A 16781-nucleotide genomic window follows, 5' to 3' on the forward strand; every position below is an offset into this window, starting at 1 on the left:
GGGGGTGGGGTGTATTTCGCGAACAGTAAACGGAGCGAAGCGGAGGTTCGCGGAATACACCCCACCTCCTCCCCCACCTGGCCCAACGCGCGCGCAACCCCCTCCACGCGCCCTCACGGAGGGTCGGCCCGCCGATCCCGTACAATTCCGCTGTTTGCCCATCCCAACGAGGTCGCCATGTCCCAGCTCGCCTATCGCCGTGTCCTGCTCAAACTTTCTGGCGAGGCGTTGATGGGGGACGAGGACTACGGCATCGACCCGAAGATGATCAGCCGCCTGGCCCGTGAGGTGATCGAGGCCCAGCAGGCCGGGGCCGAAGTGGCACTGGTGATCGGCGGCGGCAACATCTTCCGCGGCGCCGGCCTGGCCGCCGGCGGCATGGACCGGGTCACCGGCGACCAGATGGGCATGCTGGCCACGGTCATCAACGCCCTGGCCATGCAGGACGCGCTGGAGAAGCTCGGCGCCAAGTGCCGCGTGATGAGCGCGATCAAGATCAACGACGTGTGCGAGGACTACATCCGCCGCCGCGCCATCCGCCACATGGAAAAGGGCCGCCTGGCGATCTTCGCTGCCGGCACCGGCAACCCCTTCTTCACCACCGACTCCGGCGCCGCACTGCGTGCGATCGAGATCGGTGCCGACCTGCTGCTGAAGGCAACCAAGGTCGACGGCGTCTACGACAAGGACCCCAAGAAGCACGCCGACGCGGTCCGCTACGACAAGCTGACCTACGACGACGTGATCGCCCGCAACCTGCAGGTGATGGACACGGCCGCCTTCGCCCTGTGCCGCGACAGCGACCTGCCGCTGCGCATCTTCGACATGGGCCAGCCGGGCACGCTGCTGAAGATCCTGCACGGCGAGAACATCGGCACGCTGGTGCAGGGCCGCAAGGGCTGATCCCCGCCGGCGGCGGCCGACTTGTAATAGAGTCCGCCGCCGTCGCCATGCCACCATTCCGGCATGGGCCACGGACACCACCATCACGCCGCCAACGCGACGCGCGCATTCGCCGCCGTCACGCTGATCAACCTTGCCTACACGGTGCTCGAGGCCGGCTACGGCTTCGCGACCAATTCGCTGGCGCTGCTGTCGGATGCGCTGCACAACCTGGGTGACGTGCTCGGACTGGGCCTGGCCTGGGGCGCTGCGGTGCTGGCCAAGCGCGCACCGACCGACCGCCACACCTATGGCTGGCGCCGCGCCACCCTGCTCTCGCCGCTGGCCAATGCCTTGCTGCTGGTGGCGTTTTCCGGCGCGCTGGCGTGGGAAGCAGTGCGGCGATTCAATGCCCCGCCGGAGATCCCCGCCCTGCCGGTGATGCTGGTCGCCGCGCTCGGCATCGCGGTCAACCTCGGGGCTGCGTGGCTGGTGCGCGACGGCCATGACCAGGACCTCAATCGCCGTGGCGCCTTCCTGCACCTGATCGCCGACGCCGCGGTATCGCTCGCGGCGGTATTGGCCGGAGCCGGCATGTGGTGGCTGGGCTGGGCCTGGCTCGATCCGGCGATCGCGGTGCTGATCGGCGCGGTCGTGGCGATCGGCGCCTTCGGCCTGCTCCGCGATGCCTTCAATGCCGCCATGGATGCGGTGCCGGCGAGCATCGATCGCGGCAAGGTGCAGGACTTCCTGGCCACGCGGCCCGGCGTCCAGGCGGTCCACCACCTGCACATCTGGTCCCTGGGCGCGGGCGAGATCGCGATGACGGCGCACCTGGTCCGCCCCGACCAGGGCGACCACGACGAGTTCATCGACCAGCTGAACCGCGAGCTCGACGAACGCTACGGCATCAACCACCCGACCCTGCAGGTCGAGCTGGGCCGGGCCTGCGAGCACGATCGCCACGATCGGGCGCCGCACGGTGATACGCATGGCCACGCACACGACCATGCCCATGACCATGACCATGACCATGCCCACGAGGACGGGCACGGCCACTAGAGGCGGGGCCCCTCCCACCGGCGCCTGCCGCCCTCGCGTGGCCCGGACGCGACCCGTCGGGTCGCTGGAGAGGCCCCCGGCTGGCTATAATCCCGCGATTACCGCTAATGGAACGGAGCCGGCGATGCTCAACGAGATCAAGAAAGATGCCCAGACCCGCATGGCCAAGAGCGTCGAAGCATTTCGCCACACCCTGATCAAGATCCGCACCGGCCGCGCCTCGACCGCGCTGGTGGACCACTTGAAGGTCAATTACTACGGTTCCGACATGCCGCTGTCGCAGGTCGCCTCCGTCCAGGTCTCCGACGCGCGCTCGCTGATCATCACGCCGTGGGAGAAGCAGATGGTCGGTCCCGTCGAGAAGGCGATCCTCGCCTCCGACCTGGGCCTGACCCCGAACACCGCCGGCACCGTGATCCGCCTCAACCTGCCCGCCCTCACCGAGGAGCGTCGCAAGGAACTGTCCAAGCTCGTCCATTCCGAGAGCGAAGACGCCAAGGTCGCCATCCGCAACATCCGCCGCGATGCCAACCACCAGGTCAAGGAACTGCTGAAGGAAAAGCAGATCACCGAAGACGAAGTCAGCCGCTCCGAGATCGAGATCCAGAAGATCACCGACGCCGCCATCAAGGACGTCGATGAGGTGGTCAAGGCCAAAGAGCAAGAACTTATGGCGGTTTGACGGGTCTACCCGTCCCGCCATGTCTTCAGAACCTGCCATTGCTGCCGCGCGTGTCCCGCGCCACCTTGCCGTCATCATGGACGGCAACGGTCGCTGGGCCGAGCGCCGCCGCCGCCCGCGCGTCATCGGCCATCGCGCCGGTGCGCGCGCGGTCAATGTCTGCATCGACTTCTGCCTTGAACAGGGCATCGAAGCGCTGACCCTGTTCGCTTTCTCCAGCGAGAACTGGGGCCGGCCGGAAGAGGAAGTCGGCGCGCTGATGAAGCTGTTCCTGGGTGCGCTGGAACGTGAGGTCGACGAACTCGACCGGCGCGGCGTGCGGGTGCGCTTCATCGGCGAGCGCGAACGCTTCGCCGAAGCCATCCGCAAGCAGATGGCGTCGGCCGAAGACCGCACGCGCGCCAACACCCGCTTGCACCTGACCATCGCCGCCAGTTACGGCGGGCGCTGGGACATCGCCCAGGCCGCCCGTTCGCTGGCGCAGGACGTCGCCGCCGGCCGCCTCGCGGCGGAAGACATCGACGAGTACGCCCTGGGCGCCCGCACCTGCCTGGCCGAGCTGCCGCCTCCGGATCTGTTCATCCGCACCGGCGGCGAAACCCGCATCAGCAACTTCCTGCTGTGGCAGCTGGCCTATACCGAACTGTGGTTCACCGACCTGTTGTGGCCTGAATTGGATGCGGCGACACTTCAGCGCGCCATGGACGACTACGCCGGCCGCCAGCGCCGCTTCGGCCTGACCGGCGCGCAGGTCGCGCCGGCGCCGGACCGGTTGCCCGCCACCAAAGAGATTTCCGAATGACCCGAACCCGCCTGCTCGCCGCCCTGGTGATGGCGCCGCTCGCGATTGCCGCGATCCTGCTGCTGCCGACACCCTGGATGGTGGCCCTGGCCGCGGTGCTGTTCCTGGCCGGCCTGTGGGAGTGGTTCGACCTGGCGCAGATCGAGGACACGCTGGCCCGCACCGTACTGCTGGTGGCCAACCTGGCGGTGATGGTGGCGCTGGTGTGGGCGTCGCGTTCGAGCGCCGGCTACACGATGGCGCTGTTCCAGCTGGCGAGCATGATCGGCGTGATCTGGTGGCTGCTGGCGCTGTTCTGGCTGGGCCGTTACGACTTCGCCAGCGACCACGACACCAACGCGCGCGTGTTCAAGCTCGCCGCCGGCGCCTTGAGCATGATTCCGGCCTGGTGTGCCCTGGCCTGGATCCACTCGACCCAGCCCAACGGCCATCGCTGGCTGCTGACGGCGCTGGCGATCGTCTGGGCCGCCGACACCGGCGCCTACTTCGCCGGACGCACCTTTGGCGGGCGCCTGTTCGGCGGCCGCAAGCTGGCGCCGCGGATCAGCCCCAACAAGACCCTGGAAGGCCTGCTCGGCGGCGTGGTGTGCGGCGTGATCGTCGGCATCGTCTTCGCCCTGATCGCCGGCGCGACACCGGCGCAGCTGCCGGCCGTGGCCGTGGTCGCGCTGCTGGCGGTGCTGTTCTCGGTGGTCGGCGACCTGTTCGAGAGCCTGCTCAAGCGCCACGTCGGGGTGAAGGATTCGGGCAACCTGATTCCGGGCCACGGCGGCATCCTCGACCGCGTCGACGGCGTGCTGGCCGCGCTGCCCGTGTTCGCGCTCGGCAAGGCCGTGCTGGGCTTCTGAGCATGTCCGTCAGTACACGCTCTTTCAGTGCACGCAACGTCGCCGTCCTCGGTGCCACCGGTTCGATCGGCACGTCCGCGCTGGACGTGATCGCGCGCCATCCGCAACGCCTGCGTGCAAGCGTGCTGGCCGCGGGCAGCAATGTCGCGGCGCTGGTCGAACTGTGCCGGCAGCATCGTCCCGACCACGCCGTGATCGCCGACAACCGCGGCCTGCAGGCGCTGGCCGATGGCCTGCGCGATGCAGGCCTGAAGACGCAACCGCACTGCGGCGACGACGCGCTCGACGCGCTCGTCTCCGGCGATGCCTGCGACACCGTCGTCGCGGCGATCGTCGGTGCAGCCGGCCTGCCCTCGACCCTGGCCGCGGCCAGGGCCGGCAAGCGCATCCTGCTCGCCAACAAGGAATCGCTCGTGCTCGCCGGCGAACTGCTGATGCAGGCAGCGCAGGAAGGCGGCGCGACCATCGTGCCGGTCGACAGCGAACACAATGCGATCTTCCAGTGCCTCCCCGATGCGCATGCGCACCAGGGCCTGCGACGGATACTGCTGACGGCATCGGGCGGACCGTTCCGCGGTCGCGCGCGTGCCGAGCTGACCCAGGTCACGCCGGAACAGGCCGTCGCCCATCCCAAGTGGTCGATGGGGCCGAAGATCTCGGTCGATTCGGCCACGCTGATGAACAAGGGCCTGGAAGTCATCGAGGCGCACCATCTGTTCGGCGTCGACGGCGACCGCATCCAGGTGCTGGTGCATCCGCAGAGCCTGGTGCACTCGCTGGTGGAGTTCGTCGACGGTTCCACCATTGCCCAGCTTGGTTTGCCGGACATGCGCACTGCGCTGGCGGTCGGCTTCAGCTGGCCGGAACGGATCGAGTCGGGCGTCGCCGGACTCGACCTGCTGTCGCATGGCCGGCTCGATTTCGAGCCGCCGGACCTGCAGGCCTTCCCCTGCCTGCGTCTGGCGTTCGAGGCCCTGGCCGCGGGCGGCACCGCCCCGGCCGTCCTCAACGCCGCCAACGAAGTAGCTGTTTCAGCATTTCTTCAGCGCCGTATCGGTTTCCTAGCGATACCGGCGCTGGTCGAGGACACCCTCGCCGCGCTCCCATCCACCCCGGCGACGTCGTTGGCAGCCCTTCGCGAGGCAGATGCCCAGGCCCGGCATCATGCCGGCCAGGCCGTCGCGGCTGGCGCCGCCGGTGCACGCGCATGAACCACAACCCCGTCTTCCTGAGCCCTGACATACATGAGTGAGTTCATCGGCTCGATCTGGTGGTTGCTCGTCAGCCTCGGCGTGCTCGTCACGTTTCACGAGTTCGGCCACTACTGGGTCGCGCGCCGCTGCGGCGTCAAGGTGCTGCGCTTCTCGATCGGCTTCGGCAAGGCGCTGTGGTCGCGCCGCGGCAAGGACGGCACCGAGTATGTGATCGCGGCGATCCCGCTCGGCGGCTACGTCAAGATGCTCGACGAGCGCGAGGGCGACGTCGCGGCGAGCGACCTCGACCAGGCGTTCAATCGCCAGTCGGTGTTCAAGCGCATCGCCATAGTGATAGCTGGCCCGGTTGCCAACCTGCTGCTCTGCGTCGGCCTGTTCTGGGCGATGTTCGTGATCGGCCGCCCGGACTATGCCCCGGTGGTCGGCGAGGCCCAGGGCCTGGCCGCGAGCGCTGGACTGCACAGCGGCGACACGCTGCTTGCGATCGGCGACCGCGACACACCGACCTGGAGCGAAGCGCAACTGGCGCTGATTCCCGCTGCACTCGACCACAGTGACATCGCGCTGCGCGTGCGCACCGCCAGCGGCGACGAGGTCACCCGCAAGCTGCAGCTGTCACGCCTGCCGGCATCGTTCGACGAGCGTCGCGCGGTCGAGGCGATCGGCCTGACCCCTCGCCACGGTCTGGTGCCGGCCGTGATCGGGCGCGTCGTGCCGGACCAGCCTGCCTTCGGCGTGCTGAACGAAGGGGATCGAATCACTGCAATTGATGGTGACCCGGTCAATTCTTGGGATGACATCGGCCCGCTTGTGCAAAAGCTCGGCGCGCGCGGCGGCTTTGCGATGGTCGAGGTGGAGCGCAAGGGCGAACGCCATGCCCTCGAGATCCAGCCGGCACGGATGAAGCATCCGCAAACCGGCCAGGACTACTGGGGCCTGGGCCTGCAGTCGGCCCGCGCGCAGGAACCGGCCAAGGACGCATTGCTGCGCTACGGCCCGATCGACGCCATCCCGGCCGCGGTCCGCGAAAGCGTGCACCAGGCCAACGAGCTGTTCGCCATGATCGGCCGCGCATTTACCGGTCGGGTGTCCGTGCAGAATACCGTCGCAGGGCCGATCACCATCGCCCGCGCGGCCAATGCCTATGCCCATCATGGCGCGGCCTGGTACCTGTCCATGCTGGCGATGCTCTCGCTGAGCCTGGGCATCCTGAACCTGCTGCCGATCCCGATCTTGGACGGCGGTCACCTGCTGTATTACCTTATCGAGCTGGTCAAGGGCAGCCCGGTCAGCGAACGCACCATGGCGGCCGGACAGTATGTCGGCCTGGCATTGATCGCCGGGCTGATGGGCCTGGCGTTCTTCAACGACATCGTGAACAACCTGGTGCACTGATGCCGGCGACGCTCCCTGCTTTCTCGACCCGACGCCCGGCTCCGGGCCTCCAAGACCCTCTTCCGGACGTACTAATGACGCGAACCCCTAACCGCCGCCTGCTTGCCCTCGCCCTCGTCGCGGCGCTGAATTCCACAGCCCTGCCAGTGCTGGCGCAGTCGGTGGATCCGTTCGCACTGTCGGGCGCACCGGACACGACCGGCGCGCAGGTCGCGCCGATCGGTTCGTTCACCGTCAGCGACATCCGCATCGATGGCTTGCAGCGTATCTCCGCCGGTACGGTCTTCACCTACCTGCCGGTCGAGCGTGGCGACACGATGGACAGCTCGCAGGCTGGCGATGCGATCCGCGCGCTGTACAAGACCGGCTTCTTCGAGGACGTCAAGGTCGGCCGCCAGGGCACGATCCTGGTGATCACCGTCACCGAGCGCCCGGCCATCAACAAGCTGACGCTGACCGGCAACAAGGACATCAAGTCCGAGGACCTGCTCAAGGGCCTGAAGGAAGCCGGCCTGTCGGAAGGCGACACCTTCGACCGCCTCGCCCTGGACCGCGTGACCCAGGAACTGACCCGCCAGTACAACAACCGCGGCAAGTACAACGTCGAGATCAACCCGACGGTGTCGCGACTCGACCGCAACCGCGTCGATGTCACCATCACCGTCAAGGAAGGCAAGGCGGCCAAGATCCGCCACGTCAACCTGATCGGCAACGAGAAGTTCGAGGACGAGGCCATTCTCGAGCAGTGGGAATCGCGCGAGCACAACTGGCTCAGCTGGTACAAGCGCGATGACCAGTATTCGCGCGAGAAGCTGTCGGGCGACCTGGAGAAGCTGAACTCCTGGTACCTCGACCGCGGCTACGTCGACTTCGCCGTCGACTCGACCCAGGTATCCATCAGCCCCGACCGCCAGGACATGTTCCTCACCGCCGGCGTGACCGAGGGCGAGCAGTACAAGGTGTCCAGCGTGCAGGTCACCGGCGACACGATCCTGCCCAAGGAGCAGATCGAGCGCCTGGTGCTGGTCAAGCCGGACCAGATCTTCTCCCGTCGCCTGCTCGAGATCAGCTCCGACTCGATCATCGCCACGCTCAGCAACGTCGGCTACGCCTTCGCCCAGGTCAACCCGATCCCGGACGTGCATCGCGAAGACAAGACCGTCGGCATCAACATGCAGGTCGTGCCGGGTCCTCGCGTCAACGTGCGCCGCATCGCCTTCAAGGGCAACAGCCGCACCAGCGACGAAGTGATCCGTCGCGAGATGCGCCAGTTCGAAGGTTCCTGGTACTCGCAGGCGGCGATCGACCGTTCCAAGATCCGCCTGCAGCAGCTGGGCTACTTCGAGACCGTCGACGTCGAGACCGTGCCGGTCGCCGGCAGCAACGACGAAGTCGACGTGGTCTACAACCTGAAGGAAACCACCTCGGGCAGCTTCGTGTTCGGCCTGGGCTTCTCGCAGCTGTCGGGCCTGACCGCGCAGATCCAGCTGTCGCAGACCAACTTCCTCGGCAGCGGCAACCAGGTGTCGGTGCAGGCGCAGCGCAACGACTACATGCAGCGCTACGACTTCTCGTTCCGCAATCCGTACTTCACCGACAACGGCCTGTCGCTGGGCTACAACCTGTGGTGGCGCGAACTCGATTACTCCGACTTCAACACCGCCCAGTACTCGACCAACTCCGGCGCGGCGCAGGCGGTCTTCGGCCTGCCGATCACCGAGACCGATACGGTCACGGCGATGCTGGGCGTGGACACCAATGAGATCCTGGTGTTTGCCGACACGCCGCCGAGCATCGTCGACTACGTCAATGCGCTCGACCGCAACACTTTCCATGCCTGGCGCGGCGAAATCGGTTGGGGCCGCAACTCGCTCGACAGCTTCCTGACCCCGACCCGCGGCATGCAGCAGCGCGTCTGGCTGGAAACCACCCTGCCCGGCTCGACTGTCGAGTACTACAAGATCAACTACAACATCTCCAAGTTCTGGCCGCTCAACCGCCACCTGGTGCTCAACACCCGCGCCGAACTCGGCTACGGCGACAGCTACGGCGACGCGACCTCGCGTGATCTGTGCCGCACACCGGGCAATTACGTCTGCCCGCCGGGCAGCGCGGACTACCTGCGCACCATCACCGCCGATGGCCTGCCGTTCTTCGAGAACTTCTACGCCGGTGGCGTGCGCTCGGTCCGCGGCTTCACCGACAACACGCTCGGTCCGCGCGAGTTCGGCCAGCCGCTCGGCGGCGCGTTCAAGACGGTCGGCTCGCTGGAAATGTACTTCCCGACCCTGCTCGACACGCCTGCCGCACGCGTTTCGGCGTTCGTCGACTTCGGTAACGTCTACAAGGACTACGACAGCTTCGATGCCGGCGAGCTGCGTGCTTCGACCGGTATCGCACTGATGTGGCGCTCGCCGATGGGTCCGATCTCGATCAGCTACGCCTACCCGCTCAAGAGCCAGGACGACGTGAGGAACGCGAACGGCACCTTGATCGAGCAGGGGGACGAACTGGAGCGCCTGCAGTTCACCTTCGGCGGCACGTTCTAAGCAGCCGGCAGCGGGTTCGAGCATGCCTGGTCCGTCCTTCAGCGCAGCCGAACTGGCACAGCGCTTCGCCCTGCAGCTGCAGGGCGATGGCGCGGCGCGCGTGGACGGCGTAGGCACGCTGGCCAAGGCCGGGCCGCAGCAACTGGCGTTCCTCGCCAACCCGAAGTACCGCAGCCAGCTGGCCAGCAGTGGCGCTGGCGTGGTGGTGATGCGCGAGGACGACGCGGTCGATTTTTCCGGCACCGCCCTGCTCGCTCGCGATCCCTACGCGGCCTTCGCCAAGATGTCGGCGCTGTTCGAGCCCAGGCCGCTGCGCGAAGCGGGCATCCACTCCTCGGCCGCCATCGACGCCACCGCCAGTGTCGATCCGCAGGCGCACATCGGCCCGTTCGTCAGCATCGGCGCGCGCAGCCGCGTCGAGGCCGGCGCGATAGTAGGAGCCGGCTGCGTCATCGGCGACGACTGCGTGGTCGGTGCCGGCACCGAACTGATCGCACGCGTCACCCTGGTCACCCGGGTCCGCATCGGCCAGCGCGTGGTCATCCATCCTGGCGCGGTGATCGGCGCCGCCGGCTTTGGCCTGGCGATGGAAGCCGGTCGATGGCTCAACGTGCCCCAGCTCGGCGGCGTGGTCATCGGCGACGACTGCGAGATCGGCGCCAACACCACCATCGACCGCGGCGCCATCGACGACACGGTGCTCGAAGAGGACGTGCGCCTCGACAACCAGATCCAGATCGGCCACAACGTCTTCATCGGTGCCCACTCGGCGATGGCCGGATGCTCGGCCGCCGCCGGCAGCGCGCGCATCGGCCGCTACTGCCTCATCGGCGGTGGCGCCGGCGTGCTGGGCCACCTGGAAATATGCGACAAGGTCATGATCACTGCGATGAGCCTGGTCACCAGCTCGATCCGCGAGCCCGGTGAGTACTCCTCCGGGACGCCCTTGATGGACAATCGCAGCTGGCGCAAGAATGCCGCGCGCTTCAAGCAGCTCGACGCCATCGCGCGGCGGCTGCCGGGCCGACGCGAGGACTGAGCCGGCGCCCGACCGGGCGCCTTCACCCGGTTTGCCCCCGATTACTGCAATGCTGGCCCCCGCCGCGGACGACCATCCGGCAGCGACGGACCGGCTGAAAGGACCCCTGATGAGCCATACCGTGGAACTACCGATCGACGTCAACACCATCCGGACGCTGCTGCCGCATCGCTATCCGTTCCTGCTGGTCGATCGCGTGGTCGAGTTCGAAGCGCACAAGCGCGTGCTCGCCTACAAGAACGTCACCTGCAACGAGCCGTACTTCCAGGGCCACTTCCCCGGCCACCCGGTGATGCCGGGCGTGCTGGTGGTGGAAGCGCTGGCCCAGGCCGGCGGCATCCTGACCCAGCTGTCCAGCCAGACCACGGCCGATGGCCGCCTGTTCTACCTGGTGAAGATCGACAACGCCAAGTTCTCCAAGATGGTGGTTCCGGGCGATCGCCTCGACCTGGATGTCACCCTCAAGCGCGTGATCCGCAACGTCGCGATCTACACCGGCATTGCCAGCGTCGCCGGCGAGCAGGTCGCCTGCGCCGAGATCGTCTGCGCCGAGGCAAAGGCCTGAGCCATGTCCGAACCGCACATCCACCCCACCGCCACCATCCACGCCAGCGCCGTGGTCGAACCCGGTGCGCGCCTGGCTGCCGGCGTGCAGGTGGGTGCGCTGTGCTACATCGGGGCTGAGGTCGAGGTCGGCGAGAACTCCGTGTTCGGTCCGCATTGCAGCGTCATCGGCCCGACCCGCATCGGCCGTGACAACCGCTTCGTCGGCCATTGCGCCATCGGCGGCGAGCCGCAGGACAAGAAGTACCAGGGCGAGCGAGTCGAGCTGGTGATCGGCGACCGCAACCTGTTCCGCGAGTTCGTCACCGTCAACCGCGGCACCGGCACCGGCGGCGGTGTCACCCGTGTCGGCAACGACAACTGGATGCTGGCCTACACCCACGTCGCCCACGACTGCGTCGTCGGCAACCATTGCGTGTTCTCCAACAACGCCACGCTGGCCGGCCACGTCGAGGTCGGCGACCACGTCATCCTCAGCGGCTTCGCCGGTATCCACCAGTTCTGCCGGATCGGCGCGCATGCGTTCATCGGCATGGGCGCGCTGGTCAATGGCGACGTTCCGCCGTTCGTGATGGTCGCCCAGGACGGCTACGGCCGCCCGCGCGGCATCAACAGCGAAGGCCTCAAGCGCCGCGGCTTCGACGCCGGACGCATCAGCGCCATCAAGCGCGCGTACCGGGCGCTGTACATGTCCGGCGGCACGCTGGAAGAGGCGCGCGTCAAGCTCGCCGAGCTGGCCGGCGACAGCGACGACGTGCGCGAAGTGCTCGCATTCGTCGACGCCGGCGAGCGGCCGCTGCTGCGCTGACCCACCGTCGTCCCGGCGAACGCCGGGACCCAACTTGACGTTGCCTGGATCCCGGCGTTCGCCGGGATGACGGGGCCTTCGCTGGGCTATGATCCATTCGCAATCGCGGTCCTGCCGCCACCCATCACGCGAGCCGGCTTTGACGCACTCCGCCAGTCCATCCTCCACCGCTCCGCGCATCGCCCTGTGCGCTGGCGAAGCTTCCGGCGACCTGCTCGGTGCCGGCCTGATCGAAGCGTTGCGCAGGCACTACCCCGACGCCCGCTTCGCCGGCATCGGCGGCGAGCAGATGCGCGGCGCCGGCATGGATACCTGGAACGATGCTTCGGAACTGGCCGTCATGGGCCTGTCGGAAGTGCTGCGCCACCTGCCCCGCCTGCTGCGGTTGCGACGCGGATTCCGCCAGCGGCTGCTGGACTGGAAGCCGGATGTGTTCATCGGCATTGATGCACCCGACTTCAATCTCGGTGTCGAGAAGTGGCTGCGCAAGCGCGGCCTGCGCACCGTGCATTACGTGAGCCCGTCGGTGTGGGCGTGGCGCGAGAAGCGCGCCGAGAAAATCGGGCGCAGCGCCGATCGCGTGCTGTGCCTGTTCCCGATGGAACCTGCGATCTATGCCCGCCACGGCGTCGACGCGCGCTTCGTCGGCCATCCGCTTGCCGACGAGATGCCGCTGGATCCCGATCGCGACGCGGCCCGTCGGCAGCTCGGACTCGATCTTGCGCGGCCATTGCTGGCACTGCTGCCGGGATCGCGCGTCGGCGAAATCGAGCGCTTGGGCGCCGACTTCCTCTCTGCCGCCGCACGCTTGCTCCAGCAGGATCCGCAGCTGCAGGTCGTGGTGCCGATGGCCAACGAGCATGCCAGCGCGGCATTCCAGCGCGTGCTGGCGGCGCACCCGGACAGCATCGCGCTGACTTCCGCGCTGCGAGTGATCCGCGGCCAGGCGCGCACGCTGATGATCGCCAGCGACGTGGTGCTGCTGGCCTCCGGCACGGCCACGCTCGAAGCGATGCTGGCCAAGCGGCCGATGGTGGTCGCCTACAAGGTCGCGGCCAGCACCTACGCGCTGGTCAAGGGCCTGGGCATGCTCAAGGTCGACAACTACGCCCTGCCCAACGTGCTCGCCGGCGAGCGCGTGGTGCCCGAACTCATGCAGGCCGACTGCACGCCGGAGAATCTCGCCGCGGCCGTATCGACGTGGCTGCACGATCCTGCCGCGACCGCCGCGTTGCAGCCGCGCTTCCGCGATCTGCACCTGCAACTGCGTCGCGATGCATCGGCCAGCGCCGCCGATGCCGTCAGCGAACTGATCGAGGCCGGCCGTGGCCAATGACGGCTCGCAGATGCCGCTGGACCTGAGCGCGCGCAGCGATCCGACCCCGCCGCGCATTGCCGGTGTCGATGAAGCCGGTCGTGGTCCGCTGGCCGGACCGGTGGTGGTCGCCGCTGTCGTGTTCGCGCCCGGGCGCACGCCGGTCAACGGCCTGGACGATTCCAAGCAGCTCACCGCGGCAAGACGCGAGACGCTGTACGACCGCATCATCGAGCGCGCATTGGCCTGGCACATCGAGTTCGTCACGGTCGAGGAGATCGACCGCATCAACATCTACCAGGCGACGATGTCGGGCATGAGTCGTGCGCTGTTCGCCGTCAGCCACGTCGCCGACCTGGCGCGCATCGACGGCAATGCATTGCCGCGTTCGCTTCCCTGTCTTGCCGAAGCATGGATCGGCGGTGATGCGCGCGACCGCACGATCATGGCCGCATCGATCCTGGCCAAGGTGGCGCGCGATCGCCACATGCAACAGCTCCACGCGCAGTGGCCGCACTACGGCTTCGACCAGCACAAGGGCTACGGCACGCCCGAGCACCTCGCCGCGCTGACGCGGCACGGTCCATGCCCGCAGCATCGCCGCAGTTTCGCGCCGGTGCGCGAGGCACTGGCGGTGGCTCCGTAGTCCTGCACGCCCGGGAAAAACAGGCCCGCATCCTGCGGGCCCTTGTACTCATCGCCATCACTGGAACCGGCTGCCGCTAATTCTGCCGGCGGATGATGATGGCCGGATCCAGCGTCTTGCCGTTGGCGGTGATGCCGTACTTGTACTCGCCGTCGCTTGTCGTCGCGGTGGTGATGTTGACCTGGTAGTTGCCCGACACCTGTTGCGCCGGCACCCGCAACGGCTGGTTCGCGCCACCTGGATTGGCGCGCTTGAAGACAAGCGAGAACGGCACCGTTCCGGGCGAGTCGCGCCACGAGATCGCGGTACCCGCCGTCACCGTGCAGGTATCGGGACTGGCCTTGGGCATGCCGTCGGCGCCGTAGGTGATGTTGATGAACACCGGCGCCGTGCCGCTCTGGGTGCCGCACAGCACCGGCTCACCGGCCACGCCGCGATGGCCGCAGGCAGCCACGATCAGACAGGTGACGGCCGCTGCCGCCACCGAACGGGGTATCGCTTTCATTCTTCCTCTCCTCGGTTGTGCCCGCGGGGGAACGGGCCTGGATGAAAACGGCGCTGAATCACTGCCCCGCTCAGGGGGCGCGCGATGCCGTCATTTCCTGCGCCGCCAGTCGCCGCAATACCGGCGTGGCCGCGATGCGCACTTCGGGTATGCCTTCCTTGCGTGCCGCCGCCAGCTGCTTTTGCGCCGCGGGCACGTCATCAAGCACGGCCATGGTCTGTGCGCCCCAGAAGGCGACTTCTCCGCGCTCGGTTGCAATCGACTCGGCCTTGGCCAGCATCGCGCGCGCCTTTGCGCCCTCGCCGAGATTGGCCAGGATCCAGGACAGCTGCGCGAATCCCTGAGCGTCGTCGGACTTCAGCTTGAGGTAGCGATCGGCCATCTGCGACGCGCGCAGGTAAGGCTCGCGCGCCTGTGCGGCGGTCGAAGCGGATGCCGACAACGCGTCGCCGAGGTTGCCCCACAGGCGGAAGTCGCTACCGTCGAGTTCGGCCGCATGGCGGTACAGCGCCGCGGCTTCTTCGTAGGCACCGTTGTCGTACTTCACCGAGCCCAGGTTGCTCAGTGCCGCGTAGTTCGGCTTGATTTCCAGCGAGCGCTCGTAGGCGGCGGTGGCCTGCACGGCATTGCCGTTGGCCTGGTACAGCCCGCCCAGGCTGCTCCACAAATTCTCGTCGTCCGGCTTCAGCGACACGGCGGCGCGGTACGACTCGATCGCCGCAGGGACGTCGCCGCTCGTGTACTGGTGGTAGCCCAGAGCCTGGAATACATCCGCATCGCGCGGACGCAACTTGCGTGCACGTTCGAAATAGTCGAGTGCCAGGTCACCGCGACCCTGCGCGCTGGCGACGCCTGCCAGGCCAAGGTAAGCCTCCGCGCGCAACACCGGATCGACCAGCGCATGCGTGTACTGCTCGATGGCGGCCTCGGACTCGCCGCGGGCGCGATGCAGGTCGCCCATCGCCAGGCTCACTTCGCGCAGCGCGGGGTCCATGTCCGATGCGCGCTTGCAGGCCGACTGCGCGCGTTCGAACGCAGCCGTGTCGCGGGCGAATTCGAAGCGTTCGATTTCGGCGCGGCAGATGCCGGCCTGGGCGCGTGCGAAGCCCGGATCGATCGCCAGTGCGCCGCGGAAATAGTTGATCGCGCTGGCGGGGTTGGCCTTGTCGCCGCGCACGCGGATCTCCTGCTGGCCCTTGAGGTAGGCGTCGTAGGCGGCGACGTTTCGCGTCGGCGTCAAACGCCGTGCCAAGGCCTGCCGCGCCGAATCCAGTCCGGTGCCCGGCAGGACGCCCACCAGCGCCTGCACCACTTCGTTGGCAATGTCGCTTTGTAGGGCGAACACGTCACCGGTCTCGCGATCGTAGCTATGGGCCCACAACGTGAAACCCGTGCGCGTATCGGACAGGCGCGCGCTGATCCGCACCCTGGGGCCCTCGCGGCGGACGCTGGCGTCGAGCAGCGTGGCCACGCCGAGCTGGGCGCCCAGGGCCTTGATGTCGACCTGCTGCTTGCCGCGTCCGGGCGCGGCGACCACGCGCAGGCCGGGCACGCCGGTCAGCGCGTCGTGCATCTCCACGCCCAGGCCTTCGGCGAAGTAGCCGTCGCGGCTGTCGGCGCTGAGGCTGACGAAGGGCAGCACCGCGATCGAGGCCTCAGCCACCGGTGCCGCGGTGCGCTCACGCTGGCCGAACCAGTAACCGCCGGCGGCGATGGCCAGCAGCGCCGCCGCTGCCAACCACCATCGGCGCCGCGCCAGCGCCCTCCGCCGGGTGCGGAAGGCGGTCGGCACGACCGCCGGCGGAGTCACGAGCGGTGCTTCGTCCCCGGGTGCCAGCGCGAAGCCGGCCTCGTCCGCCAGGGTCCCGGCGCTGGCGGCGCGGTAGCCGGCTGCCTGCTGGGCATCCTCGACCGCCGGCGCCTCGGCCTCGTTGGCCGCCACGTTCATCGACGGCGGCACCGATTGCCTGACTGCGGCGACACCTTCGAGCGGATCGACCGCCGGCTCCGCCCGCGCGGGAGGTTCCGGCGACTCGGGCCCGGCGTCGGCCACGGCCTTGAGCTCGCCGATGAACCGGTACCCCAGGGCGTGCTGGGTCTGGATGAAGCGGGGCCGCTGCGAGTCGTCACCCAAGGCGTGACGCAGCTGGGCAATCACCCGGGTCAGGACACCGGGGGTGACATGGCGATGCCCCCAGACCTGGTCCAGCAGCTCGTCGCGACCGACCAGCTCGCCGGCCCGGCGCAGCAGCATCAGCAGCACCGCGAAGGCCTTCGGCTCGACCGTCTGGGGGGTTCCGGCACGCGACAAGGTATGCGCGGTCGCGTCGACCACGATGTCGTCGAATCGGTAACTTTCGGTGGTTAGCCCGCCCTGGCCTGCCATCCCGTTCGGATTCATCGGCAAAACCTCATGGCGCCCTCATCAACCAGAGCGGACGATGAGGAAAGGCACGCACGGCCATCATGA

At 68.0% G+C, this 16781-nt stretch carries 15 protein-coding genes; 13 read left to right on the plus strand and 2 right to left on the minus strand.

The genetic code is table 11. The annotated features are described in order from the left end of the window. The first annotated feature begins 177 nt into the window (after positions 1-177). The 13 genes from pyrH to rnhB all read left to right on the plus strand — a co-directional run bounded on the left by pyrH (position 178) and on the right by rnhB (position 13806). Positions 178-903, plus strand: coding sequence for a UMP kinase (gene pyrH / locus AC3A3Q_RS16600; protein ID WP_200605942.1), 726 nt, complete (start codon positions 178-180; stop codon positions 901-903). 63 nt (positions 904-966) lie between these two features. Further along, positions 967-1944, plus strand: coding sequence for a cation diffusion facilitator family transporter (locus tag AC3A3Q_RS16605; protein ID WP_487587284.1), 978 nt, complete (start codon positions 967-969; stop codon positions 1942-1944). 124 nt (positions 1945-2068) lie between these two features. Then, on the plus strand, positions 2069-2626 hold the full coding sequence (gene frr / locus AC3A3Q_RS16610; protein WP_200605948.1) for a ribosome recycling factor: 558 nt from the start codon (positions 2069-2071) through the stop codon (positions 2624-2626). A 19-nt stretch (positions 2627-2645) separates the two neighbouring features. Next, positions 2646-3428 carry a polyprenyl diphosphate synthase gene (gene uppS / locus AC3A3Q_RS16615; protein WP_487587285.1) on the plus strand — a complete coding sequence of 261 codons (783 nt, stop codon included), beginning with the start codon at positions 2646-2648 and terminating at the stop codon, positions 3426-3428. After that, complete coding sequence (locus AC3A3Q_RS16620; protein WP_487587286.1) at positions 3425-4276, plus strand: phosphatidate cytidylyltransferase; 852 nt, start codon at positions 3425-3427, stop codon at positions 4274-4276. Before uppS ends, AC3A3Q_RS16620 begins: the two co-directional genes overlap by 4 nt. 2 nt (positions 4277-4278) lie before the next feature. Beyond that, a complete protein-coding gene (locus tag AC3A3Q_RS16625; protein ID WP_487587287.1) occupies positions 4279-5487 on the plus strand; it encodes a 1-deoxy-D-xylulose-5-phosphate reductoisomerase in 1209 nt (402 codons plus the stop codon). Positions 5488-5520: 33 nt separating this feature from the next. Next, entirely contained in the window at positions 5521-6885 is a 1365-nt protein-coding gene (gene rseP, locus AC3A3Q_RS16630) for an RIP metalloprotease RseP (protein ID WP_487587288.1), read from the plus strand. A gap of 74 nt (positions 6886-6959) precedes the next feature. Then, positions 6960-9434: an outer membrane protein assembly factor BamA gene (bamA, locus tag AC3A3Q_RS16635; RefSeq protein ID WP_487587289.1), complete on the plus strand. Its 2475-nt coding sequence runs from the start codon at positions 6960-6962 to the stop codon at positions 9432-9434. A gap of 22 nt (positions 9435-9456) precedes the next feature. After that, positions 9457-10473 (plus strand): UDP-3-O-(3-hydroxymyristoyl)glucosamine N-acyltransferase, encoded by a 1017-nt coding sequence (gene lpxD, locus AC3A3Q_RS16640; protein ID WP_487587290.1) that lies wholly within the window; start codon positions 9457-9459, stop codon positions 10471-10473. Between the two features lie 109 nt (positions 10474-10582). Further along, positions 10583-11038, plus strand: coding sequence for a 3-hydroxyacyl-ACP dehydratase FabZ (gene fabZ / locus AC3A3Q_RS16645; protein ID WP_158731546.1), 456 nt, complete (start codon positions 10583-10585; stop codon positions 11036-11038). A gap of 3 nt (positions 11039-11041) precedes the next feature. Next, on the plus strand, positions 11042-11845 hold the full coding sequence (lpxA, locus tag AC3A3Q_RS16650; RefSeq protein WP_487587291.1) for an acyl-ACP--UDP-N-acetylglucosamine O-acyltransferase: 804 nt from the start codon (positions 11042-11044) through the stop codon (positions 11843-11845). A gap of 88 nt (positions 11846-11933) precedes the next feature. Then, complete coding sequence (gene lpxB / locus AC3A3Q_RS16655; protein ID WP_487587292.1) at positions 11934-13181, plus strand: lipid-A-disaccharide synthase; 1248 nt, start codon at positions 11934-11936, stop codon at positions 13179-13181. Positions 13182-13191: 10 nt separating this feature from the next. Next, complete coding sequence (gene rnhB, locus AC3A3Q_RS16660) at positions 13192-13806, plus strand: ribonuclease HII (RefSeq protein WP_487587360.1); 615 nt, start codon at positions 13192-13194, stop codon at positions 13804-13806. A gap of 76 nt (positions 13807-13882) precedes the next feature. Here rnhB and AC3A3Q_RS16665 read toward each other — a convergent pair whose 3' ends face one another. Both AC3A3Q_RS16665 and AC3A3Q_RS16670 read right to left on the minus strand, forming a co-directional pair. Further along, positions 13883-14311, minus strand: coding sequence for a hypothetical protein (locus AC3A3Q_RS16665; RefSeq protein ID WP_487587293.1), 429 nt, complete (start codon positions 14309-14311; stop codon positions 13883-13885). Between the two features lie 70 nt (positions 14312-14381). Beyond that, positions 14382-16712, minus strand: coding sequence for a tetratricopeptide repeat protein (locus tag AC3A3Q_RS16670; protein WP_487587294.1), 2331 nt, complete (start codon positions 16710-16712; stop codon positions 14382-14384). Between the last annotated feature and the right edge of the window lie 69 nt (positions 16713-16781).

The sequence above is a fragment of the Lysobacter sp. Soil_C_59 genome, assembly GCF_057656415.1.

Coding starts and splice junctions, on each gene's coding strand:
- pyrH (WP_200605942.1), top strand. CDS start 178: ATGTCCCAGCTCGCCTATCGCCGTGTCCTGCTCAAACTTTCTGGCGAG.
- AC3A3Q_RS16605 (WP_487587284.1), top strand. CDS start 967: ATGGGCCACGGACACCACCATCACGCCGCCAACGCGACGCGCGCATTC.
- frr (WP_200605948.1), top strand. CDS start 2,069: ATGCTCAACGAGATCAAGAAAGATGCCCAGACCCGCATGGCCAAGAGC.
- uppS (WP_487587285.1), top strand. CDS start 2,646: ATGTCTTCAGAACCTGCCATTGCTGCCGCGCGTGTCCCGCGCCACCTT.
- AC3A3Q_RS16620 (WP_487587286.1), top strand. CDS start 3,425: ATGACCCGAACCCGCCTGCTCGCCGCCCTGGTGATGGCGCCGCTCGCG.
- AC3A3Q_RS16625 (WP_487587287.1), top strand. CDS start 4,279: ATGTCCGTCAGTACACGCTCTTTCAGTGCACGCAACGTCGCCGTCCTC.
- rseP (WP_487587288.1), top strand. CDS start 5,521: ATGAGTGAGTTCATCGGCTCGATCTGGTGGTTGCTCGTCAGCCTCGGC.
- bamA (WP_487587289.1), top strand. CDS start 6,960: ATGACGCGAACCCCTAACCGCCGCCTGCTTGCCCTCGCCCTCGTCGCG.
- lpxD (WP_487587290.1), top strand. CDS start 9,457: ATGCCTGGTCCGTCCTTCAGCGCAGCCGAACTGGCACAGCGCTTCGCC.
- fabZ (WP_158731546.1), top strand. CDS start 10,583: ATGAGCCATACCGTGGAACTACCGATCGACGTCAACACCATCCGGACG.
- lpxA (WP_487587291.1), top strand. CDS start 11,042: ATGTCCGAACCGCACATCCACCCCACCGCCACCATCCACGCCAGCGCC.
- lpxB (WP_487587292.1), top strand. CDS start 11,934: ATGATCCATTCGCAATCGCGGTCCTGCCGCCACCCATCACGCGAGCCG.
- rnhB (WP_487587360.1), top strand. CDS start 13,192: ATGCCGCTGGACCTGAGCGCGCGCAGCGATCCGACCCCGCCGCGCATT.
- AC3A3Q_RS16665 (WP_487587293.1), bottom strand. CDS start 14,311: ATGAAAGCGATACCCCGTTCGGTGGCGGCAGCGGCCGTCACCTGTCTG.
- AC3A3Q_RS16670 (WP_487587294.1), bottom strand. CDS start 16,712: ATGAATCCGAACGGGATGGCAGGCCAGGGCGGGCTAACCACCGAAAGT.